Below are 16,156 nucleotides of genomic sequence, written 5' to 3'. Positions count from 1 at the left end.
ATGCATGACTTGATTGTAATTGGTGGCGGTCCTGCAGGATTAGCTGCTGCTGTTGCGGCTTATGAAAATGGCGTCAACGATATTTTAATAATTGAACGTGATCAAAAGCTTGGTGGTATTTTAAATCAATGTATTCATAACGGCTTCGGTTTGCACTATTTTAAAGAAGAATTGACGGGGCCTGAATACGCGGCACGCTTTATAGATAAAGTTCAGTCTACAGATATTGATGTATTGCTAGATACAATGGTTTTAGAAGTCACTGAAGATAAAGAAGTTCATATTGTGAATAAAGAACAAGGGTATCAAATTTTGAGAGCTAAGTCGATCGTGTTAGCTATGGGATGTCGTGAGCGTACTCGCGGAGCGATAGGTATTGCTGGCAGTCGCCCCGCTGGTGTATTTACCGCAGGTACTGCACAACGATATGTCAATATGGAAGGATACCTAGTTGGAAAAAAAGTAATCATTTTAGGTTCTGGTGATATCGGCCTTATCATGGCGCGTCGAATGACTCTTGAAGGCGCAGAAGTATTAGCATGTATTGAGGTAATGCCCTATTCCGGTGGATTAACCAGAAATATTGTTCAATGCTTAGACGATTATGACATCCCTCTTCTCCTTTCACATACGATTACTGAAATTCGCGGAAAAAATAGAGTAGAGCAAGTAGTAGTCTCTGAGGTTGATGAACAACGCCAGCCTGTTCCAGGTACAGAACAAATAGTTGATTGCGATACAATTTTACTTTCTGTTGGTCTGATTCCTGAAAACGAGCTTAGTCGCGATGCAAAGCTACATTTAGATTCCAGAACGAGCGGTCCCTTTGTTTATGAAAATATGGAAACATCGACTCCCGGTATCTTCGCCTGTGGAAATGTAGTTCATGTTCACGATTTAGTTGATTTTGTCACAGCTGAAAGTATAAAAGCAGGAAGTTCTGCTGCTTCCTATATTTTAGAGCAAGAAAAAGAACTGACAAAATGTCTTACTATAAAAAATGGGACTCACGTCACATATGTTGTTCCGCAGAAGATTCGTGATGAAAATATTGATCGCAGAACGGAGCTATTTTTCCGGGTCAATAAAGTATTTGACGAAAGTCAAATACTGATTAAGTCTCAAGGTGAAGTTTTGGCTAAACAGAAAAAGAGCTATATTGTACCAGGAGAGATGGAAAAAATAAAACTATCAAAAAAAGTGTTAGCTAAAGTTACCAACGGCGAAATAGAAGTTTGCGTTGAGGAGGTGTCAAAAGGATGAAACAATTCATTTGCATTATGTGTCCAAAAGGCTGCCATTTAACAGTTGATGAGTCCAACGATTACAAAGTGACAGGTCATAGTTGCAATAAAGGAGTCAAGTATGGAAAGGCTGAAGCCACGAATCCCGTGCGTGTGGTCACCTCTACTGTAACTGTAAATGGCGGAAATAGTCCCCTTTGCTCAGTAAAAACAGCAGATGGAATTCCTAAAAAAGCAGTACTGGAAGCGATGAAAGAAATAAATAATGTGGAATTAAAGGCACCTGTAAAAATCGGTGATATTGCAATCGAAAATCTTTTAAACACTGGTATCGATGTGGTTGCAACAAGTAATATTCAGGCGAGTTAGTCACTAAGCGATAGTTATTCCTTCAATGGAATTAAACTTAATTTCTGATAGGTAAAATAAAAAAAGGGACCGTGTATTGTCATTAGCGTACTTTACACAGCCCCTCTTTTTATCTTATTCATTTTTAACGCTATTCATTCTTTTTAACGAATAACCGCTTGAAGCTTATCTTCTAAATTCTTAGTGACCTTCGCCATAATGCGATTGATTTCTTCATCTGTCAATGTTGCTTCAGGATTTACGAAAGTCAAATTATAAGCCATGGATTTTTTACCAGGTTCAATATTCGCACCTTGATATACGTCGAAAACGTTCAATTTCGTCAAGAACTTGCCCGCTGCGGCTGTAATTACTTCGCTGATATCTGAGTTAGAACTAGATTCACTGACCAACATCGCGATATCACGACTGACTGCTGGATATTTTGATACAGCTTCATAGACCAATGGTGATTTTTCTAGTCCAATCAACGCTTCTAAGTTCATTTCGGCGACATAGGCTGATTTCAGTTCATAGTTAGCAGCAATTTTTGGATGAACTTGACCAACAAATCCAATCAACTCTTCATTCAAATAGATTCCAGCTGTCTGTCCTGGATGCATTTCATTCATTTGAATAGCTTTGTATGAAATCACATTAGTTAAGCCTAATCCCTCAATCAATGATTCGACCATTCCTTTGACTGTGTAGTAATCACAGGCTTCGGGTTTTGCGGCCCAAGATTTATCTACTACATTTCCCGTTACTGCGATGGCTACATGATTTTGTTCAATTGGTAAATCCTTTTTAGGATCGTGATTTTGATAAAAAACATGACCAATTTCATAAAAGGCAACATCATTATTCTTACGAGCCGTGTTATAAGATAAGTCCTCTAGTAAACCACTGATTAGATTTAATCTCATGGTTGAGCGCTCCTCACTCATTGGCCAAGCAACACGAGTCACTTTACTTTCATTTAACAGAAATTGTTGCGCTTTTGCTTCCGTTGTTAAGGCATAGCTAATGGCTTCGGATAATCCAGCACCTTCTAAAAGGTTTCGAACTTTTCTTACGGATTTTTGTGATTCAGTTAAAAAGCCTGCGACTGTTTGACCTTCTGGCAATGTCGAAGGTAAATTATTGTAACCATAAATTCGTGCGATTTCTTCCATTAAATCTGCTTCGATCGTAATATCCCAACGGCGAGGCGGCACACTGACAGTCGTTACACCATTCGTTTCTTGGGAAGAAAAACCAAGCGCTTTAAAAATATCATTTACTTGTTCTTGAGTCAGATCCGTTCCTAAGAAACGATTGACATTTTCAAGTGTTGTACTAACTTCAACATTTTGAGGATGTACTTCGCTTCCTTTTACTGTCCCTGCCAAAACTTTTCCATCCGCTAATTCAGCAATCATCGCGGCAGCTACTTCACCTGCTAAACTGATATCCCCTTGATTGATTCCTTTTTCAAAACGCATGGATGATTCGCTTCGTAAATTATAACTTTGTGAAGTGCGACGAACCAATGTATGATCAAACATTGCCATTTCCAACGCGACTGTTGTTGTTTCATCAGAAATTTCTGAATCCAGCCCCCCCATTACACCAGCGAGAGCAACTGGGATCTCACCATTCGTAATAACAATATTTTCTGGATTCAATGTCCGTTCAACGCTATCAAGTGTAGTGAAGGGTTCATTTTCTTTTGCCCGACGAACCATAATTTCGTTGCTGCCTAATCTATCATAATCGAAGGCATGTAAAGGTTGACCAAACAATAATAAAATATAGTTTGTTACATCTACGACATTACTGATTGGACGAATCCCTTCATTCATCAATCGATTTTGCAGCCATTGTGGACTTGGTCCAATTTTAACATCTTCAATAATACGAATTTCGTAGTGAGGAGCATCTTTCTTGTCGGTGACAGACACCTTTATTTTGTCACTAGCCTTTTCTTCTGCTTCTCGTAATTCTACAGCCGGGAAATTTACTTCCTTATTATAGATTGCAGCCACTTCATGTGCCACACCACGAATACTTAGCGCATCCGCGCGATTTGGTGTAATAGATAAATCAATAATCGTATCATCCATTTCTAAATATGGAAAAACAGGTTCTCCTGCAATCGCGTTTTGTGGCAAGTAATAAATGCCTTCAGCATATTCTTTAGGAATGACTGAGTCGCTATAGCCAAGCTCTTGCAATGAACAAATCATGCCATTAGATACTTGCCCACGCATTTTCCCTTTTTTGATTTTCACATTTCCAGCAATCCGCGAACCAGGCAGTGCAACAATAACTTTGATTCCCGCTTTAATATTGGGTGCCCCACAGACAATTTGAGACAGCTCCTCAGCCCCGACATCAACCTGACAAATTGACAAATGATCGGAATCAGGATGCGGAATACATTCTTTTACATCCCCCACTACGATTTTTTTCAACCCATCTTCTGGTGATTCTAGCCCTTCAACTTCAATTCCAGTTAAGGAAAGACGATCCGCTAATTCTTTTGGTGCGACATCTTTCACATCGACGTATTCATTTAACCATTTATATGAAACTAACATTGCTACTTACTCCCCCTTGAACTGTTCCAAGAAACGAACATCGTTTAAATAGAAATTTCGAATATCATTTACTCCATAGCGCAACATCGCAATTCTGTCTGGACCCAATCCAAAAGCAAAACCTGAATACTCTTTGGAGTCGATCCCTGACATTTCCAATACATTAGGATGAACCATTCCAGCGCCCAGAATTTCGATCCAGCCAGTATACTTGCAGACGTTACACCCTTTACCACCACACTTAAAGCAGCTTACATCTACTTCGACTGATGGTTCAGTGAATGGAAAATAGCTTGGACGCAAACGAATACTACGATCTGCTCCAAATAATTCCTTCAATAATACTTCTAATGTTCCCTTTAAATCTCCCATCGTAATTCCTTTATCAACGACCAAACCTTCGATTTGATGGAATTGATGACTATGTGTCGCATCATCCGTATCACGACGAAATACCTTCCCAGGTGAAATCATCCGAAGTGCCCCTTTAGAAAAATCATGTTTTTCCATTGTACGTGCTTGAACCGGTGAGGTATGCGTACGCAGAAGTACATCATCAGAAATATAAAAAGTATCTTGCATGTCTCGTGCAGGATGATCCTTAGGTAGATTCATTCGTTCAAAATTGTAATGATCGGATTCGATTTCTGTCCCTTCGACAATTTGATAGCCCATACCGACAAATGTATCTTCTATTTCTTCCATGATTTGCGTCAAAACATGGCGTGTTCCATGAGCCGGTTGTTTTCCAGGTAATGTTACGTCTAAAGATTCAGCGGCTAATTTCTTTTCTAGTGCTAGTTCTGTTAAGGCCGCCTTACGTTCCTCCACGGCTTGCGCCAAAAGATCGCGAATTTCGTTCGCAAATGCTCCTACTTTTGGTCGCTCTTCTGCTGAAAGATCCCTCATCCCTCTTAACACTTCAGTAATTGGTCCTTTTTTTCCAAGGGTTTCTACACGAATAGCTTCAACTGTAGAAAGTTCATCAGCTGCGTCAATTTTGGCTAACGTCTGACTTTTTAATGCTTCTAACTGCTCTTGTAAACTCATTGTTTTCTTCCTTTCCCTATTGCTTAAAAAAGATAGAAGCTTCAAAATGAAGGTCTACCAATTTTTTTAATACACTTAATAAATAATAAATTTGTATCAATCGGAGAGTTGTAAACTCTCAATAAGTATCAGTTAAAAATACAAAAAAGACCTCGTTCCACAAAGGAACGAGGTCTCGCGATACCATCCTAATTCGTCAATAGATTATAGCACATTGACGCTCTCACTTTTTAACGGCTATGCCGGTCTTTCGACAAGCTCCAGAAGTGAACTTCATCTTTTCTTTTCTTAGTCTGCTTCCAGTCAACGACAGACATTCCCTTGTAAGATCTAAAAAGATTACTCTTTTCCATCAACGCTTTTTCAACTATTCAATTGACTATCACAATACTACAAGAAATCTAAAAAATTATCAACTACATTCTTCATCTGTAATCCAAGTATCGCCCCATTGATGTATTTCGTTCATTACGTTTTTCAATGCCTCGCCTTTTTTCGTTAGACAATAATCCATCCGTTTTTGGCTTCCGCAAGCAATTACGCGACCAACGATGCCTTCTGCTTCTAATTCTTTTAAGCGTTCAGTTAATACTCGATCACTAACATCTGGAATCAGCGCAGCAATATCAACGAATCTTTGAGGTCCACCTTCTAACAATACATCAATAATTAAACCATTCCATTTTTTACCTAAAATTTGGAAACCTTTCTCAAATTTGGGGCAAAGTGAAAAGTCCATTACTTCTACTTGTTCCATAATTCTCACCTCGATAGAGAGAGTATAGCACATCACTTACCTTTTATAAGTATAACTTGCCTATCCCTAAGGAGTTTTTAACAAATCGATGGCCTTGTTACCTTGCAAAAAGATTAAGTAAGCTGCTTCAACTGGTTTTTGTTTTGCTTTTTCTAATGCATTCTTATATAAATTTATTTGTCCGCGATAGCGGTTAACAAGCTGCTGTTCTCTTCCGGCCGTAAAATAATCGGTTTTTAAATCATACATGAATAGTTTGTCTTCAAATTCTAAATACCCATCAATAATCCCATGAATTAAAATCTCGTCTTGATTTTGATAATCGTTGAATAATTGATTGGCGGGCAGCAGCATAGCAAAGGGTTCTTCTCGATGCAATCGATCAGAATGTTGAATCACAAATTTACCGATATCAGACCCAAAAAAATTCATAATAGAGTCAATCGATATTTTTTCCGCTATTTCCTTAGTCAAGGTCTGCCGTGAAACTAACTCGGAAATTAGTGACTCAACTATTTCTCGCTGTGGTTTTTCATGTAACGGCAGCAATTGCATGATTAGGTGAGTGGCTGTCCCTATTTCGGTGGCAGAGACTTCTTTTTTTGTCCCTAGAAATTTGGGCTCGCCTAGCTCGTTTTCAGTGAATCGATAGTGGGTTCCTACAGGTGTTGGAGTCTGCTCCAACGTCTCTCGATTGTCAGGGTCATCGTATAATCGCTTTAACTCCGATACAGATTGATAACTCGTTGTTTTAGTCGCCTCAGGATACGGGTATTTAAACAGCAAGCGTTCTTTCAACGATTGGATGTTGATAGATCCTTGAGGGATTTCCAACGTTTTAATCTCTGGCAGATAGCTTTGTACAGCTTCTGCTATTGTTTGTGGATCAATAAAATCTAGCTTAAAAGCTGCCGAATGCTGCTTCAAAAGAGCAGGCTGAGTTACCGCATATACCTTCTGGTAGTTTTCCATATCTGGGTGTCTAAATAGAGTCATTCCAACCCAATCAAAGAAGCTATCGTTTTGACCCTCTCGGAGCCCTGCATCAAGTACCACGTTTTCATTTAGAGCACTTTTGCTCCAAGTTTTATAGGCCGCTTCTTCATCATCATAAGAACCAACTAGAAACAACTTTTGCTCTGCACGAGTCAAAGCTACGTAAAGTTTTCTCATCTCCTCTGACAACAGCTTGTTCAAATTTTTCTGCTTCACCGTTTGGAATAAAAGTGTATCTTTTCTAATCCTTGTATCGGGAGTCAATAGTTTCACACCTAATCCTAAACGTTCGTCAAAGACATAGTTTCTTCGCGTATCCTGTACATTAAAGCTTTTGCTCATATCCATCAAAAAGACTACTGGAAATTCTAGACCTTTACTGCCATGAATTGTCATTACTCGTACCGCATCCTGCAGTTCTTCTGTTGGCGGTTCTCCCAGGTCCTTGTCTTTTTCCTGCATTTTTTCAATAAAACGAATAAATTGATACAATCCTCGGAAACTACTGCGTTCATAATCCTTTGCACGTTCGATTAGTGCTAACAGGTTGGCATGTCGCTGTTGTCCAGCAGGCATCCCTAAAACATAGTCCAAATAAGCGGTCTCGTTATAGATTTTAATTAGTAAGTCTGCTAACGCTTCTCTTCGAGCAAACTCACGCCACTCATTCAATTGGGCCAAAAAGATCGTCAATTTTTCTGCTGTCGCATCCTTATTGTTTTGCAGATAGCTTTTAACCGCTTGATAATAGTCCTTTTGCGGTAAAGCTAGACGAACCTGTGCCAGCTCTTCTTCCTGCAAGCCAACGATTGGTGATCGTAAAACGGCGGCTAAAGGAATATCTTGATACGGATTATCGATGATCTGCAATAAGGAAATCATCACCCGCAATTCAGTTGATTGAAAATAATTTTGTGTATCATTAATAGATAGGGGAATCCCTAATTGTTTAAAGACTTCTAAAATCGTTAAATTATTACTTCTAGTAGGCGTCAATAATACGATGTCCTCGTACTGTAAGGGGCGCATGGCTTTTTGCTTTTTATCATAAATTTCGAACTTCTGATCTATCAATGAGCGAATCTTAGTAGCAGTCATGAAAATCTCGCCCATTGCTTTATCTTCAATCCATTCAGGAGCTTCTCCATTTTTTTTATAAACGAGCAGCTCCGGAGAGAAAGAATCGGTCTCGGGAAATCCAGTAAAACCATTGATCAATTCTGCTTGCTTATCGTATTCAATTTGTCCAACCGCCTGATCCATTAATTGAGTGAAGATTAAATTCGTAAAATCCAACACTTCTTTGCGTGAACGGAAGTTTTCAGCTAGAATAATTCGACGACCGCCTTCTTCATCGGCAAAATCATGATACTTCTGAATGAACAAGGTAGGGTCTGCTAAACGAAACCCATAAATTGATTGCTTCACATCTCCAACCATAAAAAGATTTCCAGGATTTTCAGTACTTAATTGACGTAAAATAGTTTCCTGTAGCTGATTGATGTCTTGGTATTCATCCACTAAAACCTCAGCAAATCGCCTCTGATAATAACTTTCAGCCGGTTTGTGTCCGTCTATTTCCGTTTGCAAAATCTGCAGGGTAAAATGCTCTAAATCATTAAAGTCAAGCATGCCCTTTTCTCTTTTTTTGGCTGAGTACTCCTCAATAAATCGTTTTTCAACTCGAACCAGTTCTTCTACAAGTGGCAGTGCTTCTTGCATTCGTGTTACCTGTTCTTCCGGTGAGACAGCAAAATACATCTCTTTGAGCTTTGTCAATCCTTGCTTTGCTTGATCACGATAATTTTTGGACTCGACAATAATATCGCCATAAAGCTCCTTGACCTCTTTTTTCCTTGGCGAAGGATAGGCTGGAAATTTCATCGTCTCAAAGATCTTAAACGCATCAATTAAATGGTCTTCAACTATTGCCTGTTCAATCTGTTTGACGACCCCTAATTCATTCTGAGCCAAATCAGTAATTTTTTTTAATTCTTCCGTTCCTTCACTCGCACGAATCATCCAATGATACGTCTGGTTGATTTCTCTCAGTGTATTCAATACTTGAGGGCGAATCAATTTACGATACAAATCTGATTCTGACAAATCTTCTACGCGATAATTTTCAATCAAACCCTCTAGCCAATGAAAAGGCGCAGGATTCGCGCGAGCAAAATCATACATTGAAAAGATTAAATCTTCTAGTCCGCTATCACTGCGATCATTTGAGAAATTTTCTGTTAATCGATAAAAAATTTCCTGATTTTCTTCATAAAAAGATTCTCGCAGCTCATCCCAAACATCTTCTTTCAACAAAATGGTTTCAGTATCATCCGTTAACATTCGATAGCTTGGATCTAAATCAATCAAATAGAAAAAGCGTTGAATAACCTTTGAGCAAAATGAATGTAAGGTTGAAATATTCGCCATTGGTAACAATGTTAATTGACGGGTGAAATGATTTTTTAATGTCTGATCCGTCTCTTCATTGATTGCTTCTTGTAATGCGGACTGGATTCGCTCTTTCATTTCACTAGCAGCAGCTTCGGTAAATGTCACAACAAGAAGCTGATCGACTGAAAGCTGTTGTCGCTTAATTTTCTCAATCACCCGTCGAACAAGCACCGCCGTTTTTCCAGATCCAGCAGATGCAGAGACTAAAAGATTCGTTCCTTGATCAAAAATCGCCTGCCACTGAGCATCGGTATACATTTCATTTGGTGCTTTTGGAGGGATAGGAAAATTAGTTGTCATGCAGTTCTTCCTCCATTCGTTTCAAGACTTCTTCTTTCGAAAGCTTCTCTAATCGATGATAATTATTTTCCTTCAACATAGCGTCAAATTTGCAGACACTGCGGAACGGACAGTATTGGCAAGCAATGCGCTGATTGTCTTTATAAGTCGGATTTAACTTGATCTCACCTGAAACAATTTGATTCCCTGCTTCTTGAATTTTCTCTCGATTGTATTTTCGCAGCAGCTCAATTTCAGACAAGTCATAAAATTTATCTCTGGATTGAGGCACAGCCACGATTTGTCCATTCTTATCTTTTTTAATAGGAAACAGCAGAGAATTTTCTTTTTCCTCTAGGCTTTGATCCAACTGATCATAAAGCTCTGGTTCCTTTGCAAATAAGCCATCATATTGATAAGCCTTTAGCATATCCCTTTCTATGTTCTTAGGTTCTTTTAGAACAGGATTATGAACATGCAAATAGTATGCACCAGCGGGCTTGATGGCTTTGCCGCTCGACTGACTGAAATCTGTGACTGCGACATCAAGATAAGTAATTAACTGAAGTGCAATTCCGTAATAAGCATCTGCCACATTAAAACTATGCGGACTTGACTTGTAGTCAATCACGCTTAACCAATCATTTTCAGCACTTTGTAGTTGATCCAAACGATCGATTTTTCCACGGATAGCCACTTCTCCGCCATTCGACAAGGGCAAATTAATTCCAGGGATTCCCTTTTGTCCTCCAATCGAGCCAAAAATAACCTCCGTTTGCTGCGGTTCAAATTTCGTTCGGGCTCCTTGGTTTACCAATCCCCAACTTACTTTTTGAATCGTTCGGGATAATTGATAGCGAATATAATTCATTCGCGCCGAACTTGATAATATTGCAAATTTTAGTTCGCCGAAAATTTCCTTTAAAACCTGATCTGCTAAATTTGTCCGCTCTTTTTCATTTAACTCAGCAAGACGCAGGCCTTGTTCCTTTATCAACCGGAAAAAATAATCCAACGCTTCATGATAAAAATCCCCAGCCGCAGCAGGCGTCAATCCATACACAGTACGTTCTTTTAATCCAAGACCAAAATTAGCAAAATACTTATATTGACAGTTATAGAAGTTTTCAATCCTGGAAACAGAAACATATAGATTTTTCCCATACAAACGCTCTGCTGTCTCCGGTAATAATTCACGAGGAACGTTTAGATCCTGTAAACTTTTAAAGACTCGCTGCGCCATTGAAGACAATGAACTGTTTTGAATAAATTTTTGCAATTCTCGCCAAGCTGGCAAAAAGGCACGATTCTCATCTTGAGCAAACCGGTTTAAGGCAATCAAATCAGATAGCAATGTTCGCATTGTTCCTAGATGATTCTCCGGATCACTCATAAGTCTTAACGGCTCATTTTCTTGAATCGGTAGTTTCAATCCTTGACTAAGCTGTCTTAAAAAAGGAGATATTTCCAGTTTCTTTTCACCTTCAACTGTTGTAGCCATACTCAGATACAGCTTTTCACTAGCAGAAAGGAATACTGAATATGCTAAAAAAGGTTCGCGATTAACTTTTGACCCATTGCTTTCTGGTAGAAACTTTCCTTCTGGCAGATTTTGATTGAAAGCAGAACGCTCCTCTGCTGTTAGTAATCCCTTGTCATCAAAACGAGCCGGAAAATCATTGCTGTTCAATCCGATTGCAAAAGTAACTTTCGTTTGGTCAATTCGAGCCAATTCTAAATCATTGACTCGCACCTGATCTATGGCCGTAGGGATTTTTCCATAAGTCACATTCATCAAACCAGCCAAAAATATTTCTTGGAACGTTTCCCAATCAAAGGAATCTTCCCCATAAATAAGTACATACTCATCCAATAAATCTAGCAATGCCTGCCACGTCTGCTCGTGATTTCGCGCTTTGTCTAAGCTTCCTTTGGCAACCTCTTGATCACGCCAAAAGAGTAGCTGACGTTTCACACCACTGGCTTCTAAAAAATGATAGAAAAACGTCGCCGCTTCTAACCCATTTTTCGAATTTTTTATTTTTTTGAAGAACACTGGAATCACCTGCTGTACAGAACGTCGTACCTCATTGGTTGTTGCTTCTAATTCCTTCGCGTCATTAAAAACATCTGCTTCAAAATCATAATCAACAAATTCCCAATCAGCTTCCTTTGTCCAAGCGCTCCCGCGAAAGTTATAAGCTAAACAAACATTTTCTGTTTGATCAATCTTTTCCCTGTATTCTTGTTGCAGATTGAACCAAGTATCCGCCGTCCAATCAAATGGGGCAAATAGCTCCGTACGCAACATGCGAAATACATCGTTGATCCGATAATGATAACTATCAATCAAAAATAATGCTTGTAAGAATTCTATGAGAGGATGAGCGGCCATCTCCTGTGTCTCATCTAAATAGAACGGGATATCTAATTTATTGAACATATCCGGTAAAATACTATTATAAGCTTGTGAGTTGCGCAATAAAATTTGAATATCTCTATAACGATACCCTTCATCTCTAACTAATCGACGAATTTCTTCACCTGTTTTACGAATCTCATCAGCTAGGGTACTAAATATTTTTATCTGAACTTGATCATTTTGTCCTAAGTTCCTTCTCTTTTGATTGGCCCAAAATTCACCCACCTGATTGAAAACGGTTTGGTTCATTTGTGCAAACTGATCGGGACGCACAGGAATTTTATACGCATCAGCACTCTTTTTTAATTGAAAATATGTTTTGCCTGGTTCAGCAAATAAGTTCAAAGGATTGGGTTCTTCACTTGGATAAGGCCGATCTAATTCTAAGGAAACCAATAGTTCCCCACACACCATTAACTCATTCAAAACACCAAGTTCGCGTGCGTTAAAGCGTGTGAACCCACTAATAATAAAAAGATTATTTGACATTTTTTTAGTACTCAGATACTGCTGCAATAATTGCAGTGGGTCATCATTTGCTACTTTGTACTTGAACAGCGCCTCTTCATATGCGGAGAAAACTTTTTTTAAGTCCTGTAGTTTTAATACCTGATCCTGATCGTTTCCATTTTCAACTAAATCTTCTACAGTTACATTTCCAATCTGCATCTCCTGATAAAAATGAACGAGCTGTTGAATGAAGCCTGTTTTGTTGACTTCGCCACGAAAAATTGTTAACTCCTCTCGCTGTTCATGAAGAATTTTTCTTAGAATCATAGCATTTCCAGCTTCTGATAAGATATTCCCAGGAATCTGACCGTTCTTTTGCAAAAAATACCATGCTAGTCGTTGAAAGCTGAATACCTGCGTACGAATCGTACTGAATTCAACCGCTTTGTCGTCTTGCTTCATCGCAGCTAAAAGACGAATTTCTTGCTCAAATTTATTGTAATTGGGGACTAAAAAGAACACTCGATTTTCTGAATTCTGTTCTAGCCAAGCTCGCGCAGTCTGAATCATTCGTTCTGTCGCGTCGTTCTGTCCAGCACCTAACAAAAATTGTAATGGCATCGTTTCCCCTCATTTCTTTTGAATAGATTACTCGTATATTATAACAGTTCAAGCAAAAAGTCGCATGACGAAAGATACAAATGGAGTATTCCATAGTAAAAAAAAGACTAGCTATTTGCTAGTCTACAGTACCGAATCGGTTAAGTGGCCAAAAAACAAATTTAACATCAGCCATGATGTCTTTTTCTTTAATCATTCCAATAATACGACTATCCTTCGAAATCCGACGATTGTCTCCTAAAACAAATAATTCACCATCAGGAACCTTCTCAGATCCTGTTAATTCTTTCAAATTGAAATCATACGTTAGTGGCTGTCCATCAGTTAATTTTCCTTTGAACTCATCTAAATATGGCTCATCATATTTTTTGTTGTTGATATAAAGCTCATCATTTTTATATTCTATGATATCCCCTGGCAAACCGATAACACGTTTGATGTAATTCTTTCCTTCATCATCAGGTGCCGGAAAAGTCACAATGTCAAAACGTTTAATATCAGTATTTTTTAAGGCAATGACTCTTTCTCCGTCTATCAATGTAGGATCCATTGAATCTCCTTTAACTACGACGGGGGTAAAAACAAAATGACGCAAACCAACTAAGATAACTGCTAAAATTAAAAACCAAATAATTGATTTTCCTACTTCCTTTATATTCATTTATGAGCCTCCATTATACTCTTCGTTAATTTAGTTTATCATATTCTTAAGCACTTATTGAAAAGTATTCCCTTCCCCTTAAAAAAAAATTACTCTTCTGTGAGCATAATCCTTTCCTTACTTTTTGTAAGATGTTAAAGTATTCCTTGTCAACAAGAACAAAACAAGAAAAGGTGGAATTATTATGTCTCAATTTTTAGACTCATTAAAAGATCGTCGTTCATTTTACTCTTTAGGACGCGACGTTCAACTAACAGAAGAAGAAATCACAGAATTAGTTAAGGACTCTGTTAAAAACAGTCCTACCGCTTTTAATGCACAATCACCTCGTGCAGTCATTCTTTTTGGTGATGCTCATGAAAAATTATGGAATATCGTTGAAGAAGCGTTAAAACCATTAACCCCAGCAGAAGCATTTCCTAACACACAAGCGAAAATTGCTAGCTTCCGTAATGCTTTTGGAACAGTAATGTTCTTCAAAGAAACAGATACAGTGAAAAACTTGCAAGAACAATTTGCTTTATACGCAGATAACTTCCCAGACTGGGCAGAACAATCAAACGGTATCGCAACTGCAAATACTTGGACTGCGCTTAATGCAGCTGGTCTTGGAGCAAACTTACAACACTATAATCCAGTAATTGATGATGCTGTTGCAAAAGAATGGAATATTCCATCAAACTGGCAACTACGTTCTCAATTAGTCTTTGGGTCTAAAGATGGCGAAGCCAACGAAAAAGAATACTTGGCAGATGATGAACGCTTCCGCGTATTCCATTAATCGAAATTTTAAAAGGAGCGATGCAGATTTATTCAGCATCGCTCCTTTTTCACATAAAAAAGATGGCGTCTCCGCCATCTTATTTCCCATTCTTGTCTTGATCGTCTTTTGTCAAGATTTCTAATGTGCTGCCCTCATTAAGGTGTGTGGAAAGAAAAACGACAAATTCAGTCAATGAATAGTCAAAGGTCAATATCGGTCCACGACGCTCTTTGCGAAAATAATTCAACTTAATCAAACCGTTTTCTTCTTGAAATAATACGACTCGTTCGATCTCATTTAATGGAATGCCTCGATTATCTAGACTAAAAAGGATTAAACTGTCCTCTGTAAACCCTTTTTTATCTAATAAAAAACTTAACATGACCAAGGCGGCCAAGACTGTCTGCACTCGACCATTTAAATCTTGCCAACTTGTAAAGCCAATCCATAAAATCAATACTGTTAAAAAAAGATAAAAAGGATATTGCCTGCGCTGCTTAAAAACTGGAACAATAATGTCTCTACGTGCCAACAATAAGAACACATACAAAACGATCGTAAAAACGCCTAATAACAATGTAAATATATTCAAAAGAACCGCCTTCTAACTTGGAATGAAATTAGAATATTTTACCACGACCATGTTAGATTTGTCATCTCGCTGCTCTTGATCAACCTCTTCGCATTGATTTATACGTACAACAGCACAATTTGTCATCTTGGAAATAACTTCGCCTTCCACGCATTCTTCGAAACCAATCGGATGGCAACGATAAGTTCTTCCAAGTTCAATTTCTTCTTCATTCATAAGTAAGCCCTCCAGTATCGACATTCATTTGTTCGTCTAGCTTTTGGATCAATGTTATTCGCAATTATACCTAAGTCTGGAATGGTTTACAATCGAAAATTTCACTTCGTTAGCAAAAAGAAAGTAAATCAGGTAAAATTAGCTACAGAGGGGGGGATCTTTTATGTCAAATTTTATCGATTCAATTAAGAAATACGGTTATTTAAGAAGTGCTTGCTATTTGGTTCTTGGAATCGCTATTCTCTTTTCACCACGGAGCGTTTTTAAAGGAATTGTTTACATTATTTTCTTCTATTTATTGATTATGGGGATTTTACAAATCATCCGTGGCCTACAAGCCAAAAAATATACTGGTAATGTCGGCTTTGAGACGACTAGCGGAATCCTACGAGTTATAGTTGCTTTTGTCGTTCTTTGGTTCTCAAAAGGGATCATAAGCATTTTACCGATGTTTCTGGGATTCATTATCCTAATTTTTGCTATTGGTCAGTTTATGCAAAGCTGGACTGCAAAAAGAAATGGTTTTCCAGTTACTGGTCAGGTTGTCTATAGTGCCTTGATGATTCTTGCTGGTATTTTTCTTCTGTTCAATCCTTTTAGTAGTTTAATGATTCTCTTCCAAATTTTTGGCTTCTTGTTAATTACGATGGCTGTTTCAGAATTTATTAACACTCGCCGTTTTAATCAATAAAGAATTGTTTCTATTATAAGAAACATTTAT

General features: G+C 38.2%; 12 protein-coding genes and 1 other annotated feature. Of the genes, 4 read left to right on the top strand and 8 right to left on the bottom strand.

Annotated elements, in window-relative coordinates:
* Both IGI50_RS07585 and IGI50_RS07580 read left to right on the top strand, forming a co-directional pair.
* Nucleotides 1-1,263 (top strand): NAD(P)/FAD-dependent oxidoreductase, encoded by a 1,263-nt coding sequence (locus tag IGI50_RS07585; RefSeq protein ID WP_438776637.1) that lies wholly within the window; start codon nucleotides 1-3, stop codon nucleotides 1,261-1,263.
* On the top strand, nucleotides 1,260-1,613 hold the full coding sequence (locus IGI50_RS07580; protein ID WP_218257270.1) for a DUF1667 domain-containing protein: 354 nt from the start codon (nucleotides 1,260-1,262) through the stop codon (nucleotides 1,611-1,613). The genes IGI50_RS07585 and IGI50_RS07580 overlap by 4 nt, the downstream gene beginning before the upstream one ends.
* A gap of 143 nt (nucleotides 1,614-1,756) precedes the next feature.
* Here IGI50_RS07580 and pheT read toward each other — a convergent pair whose 3' ends face one another.
* The 6 genes from pheT to lepB all read right to left on the bottom strand — a co-directional run bounded on the left by pheT (nucleotide 1,757) and on the right by lepB (nucleotide 13,864).
* Complete coding sequence (pheT, locus tag IGI50_RS07575) at nucleotides 1,757-4,174, bottom strand: phenylalanine--tRNA ligase subunit beta (protein WP_438776636.1); 2,418 nt, start codon at nucleotides 4,172-4,174, stop codon at nucleotides 1,757-1,759.
* 6 nt (nucleotides 4,175-4,180) lie between these two features.
* The gene (gene pheS, locus IGI50_RS07570; protein ID WP_010744754.1) at nucleotides 4,181-5,224 is read right to left on the bottom strand and encodes a phenylalanine--tRNA ligase subunit alpha; all 1,044 of its coding nucleotides are present in this window, start codon (nucleotides 5,222-5,224) and stop codon (nucleotides 4,181-4,183) included.
* 160 nt (nucleotides 5,225-5,384) lie between these two features.
* Nucleotides 5,385-5,589: a binding site (T-box leader), on the bottom strand.
* A gap of 47 nt (nucleotides 5,590-5,636) precedes the next feature.
* A complete protein-coding gene (locus tag IGI50_RS07565) occupies nucleotides 5,637-5,981 on the bottom strand; it encodes a winged helix-turn-helix transcriptional regulator (RefSeq protein ID WP_010744753.1) in 345 nt (114 codons plus the stop codon).
* A gap of 66 nt (nucleotides 5,982-6,047) precedes the next feature.
* Complete coding sequence (gene addA / locus IGI50_RS07560; RefSeq protein WP_438776635.1) at nucleotides 6,048-9,731, bottom strand: helicase-exonuclease AddAB subunit AddA; 3,684 nt, start codon at nucleotides 9,729-9,731, stop codon at nucleotides 6,048-6,050.
* Nucleotides 9,721-13,203, bottom strand: coding sequence for a PD-(D/E)XK nuclease family protein (locus tag IGI50_RS07555; protein ID WP_438776634.1), 3,483 nt, complete (start codon nucleotides 13,201-13,203; stop codon nucleotides 9,721-9,723). The genes addA and IGI50_RS07555 overlap by 11 nt, the downstream gene beginning before the upstream one ends.
* A gap of 118 nt (nucleotides 13,204-13,321) precedes the next feature.
* Complete coding sequence (lepB, locus tag IGI50_RS07550; RefSeq protein WP_010744750.1) at nucleotides 13,322-13,864, bottom strand: signal peptidase I; 543 nt, start codon at nucleotides 13,862-13,864, stop codon at nucleotides 13,322-13,324.
* Nucleotides 13,865-14,048: 184 nt separating this feature from the next.
* Between lepB and IGI50_RS07545 the strand changes: the two genes are divergently transcribed.
* On the top strand, nucleotides 14,049-14,645 hold the full coding sequence (locus tag IGI50_RS07545) for a nitroreductase family protein (protein ID WP_218257265.1): 597 nt from the start codon (nucleotides 14,049-14,051) through the stop codon (nucleotides 14,643-14,645).
* Nucleotides 14,646-14,724: 79 nt separating this feature from the next.
* Here the strand turns inward: IGI50_RS07545 and IGI50_RS07540 are convergent, their stop codons facing one another.
* Nucleotides 14,725-15,219, bottom strand: a complete 495-nt coding sequence (locus tag IGI50_RS07540; protein WP_010744748.1) for a hypothetical protein — start codon at nucleotides 15,217-15,219, stop codon at nucleotides 14,725-14,727.
* Between the two features lie 12 nt (nucleotides 15,220-15,231).
* The gene (locus IGI50_RS07535) at nucleotides 15,232-15,435 is read right to left on the bottom strand and encodes a hypothetical protein (protein ID WP_010744747.1); all 204 of its coding nucleotides are present in this window, start codon (nucleotides 15,433-15,435) and stop codon (nucleotides 15,232-15,234) included.
* A gap of 163 nt (nucleotides 15,436-15,598) precedes the next feature.
* Between IGI50_RS07535 and IGI50_RS07530 the strand changes: the two genes are divergently transcribed.
* Nucleotides 15,599-16,126: an HdeD family acid-resistance protein gene (locus tag IGI50_RS07530; RefSeq protein WP_218257264.1), complete on the top strand. Its 528-nt coding sequence runs from the start codon at nucleotides 15,599-15,601 to the stop codon at nucleotides 16,124-16,126.
* Nucleotides 16,127-16,156 lie beyond the last annotated feature (30 nt).

Source organism: Enterococcus sp. DIV0170 (assembly GCF_051710765.1).
GTDB classification, from domain to species: domain Bacteria; phylum Bacillota; class Bacilli; order Lactobacillales; family Enterococcaceae; genus Enterococcus_A; species Enterococcus_A raffinosus.
The sequence above is the reverse complement of the archived record's forward strand: the minus strand, read 5'-3'. Positions and strand labels throughout refer to the sequence as shown.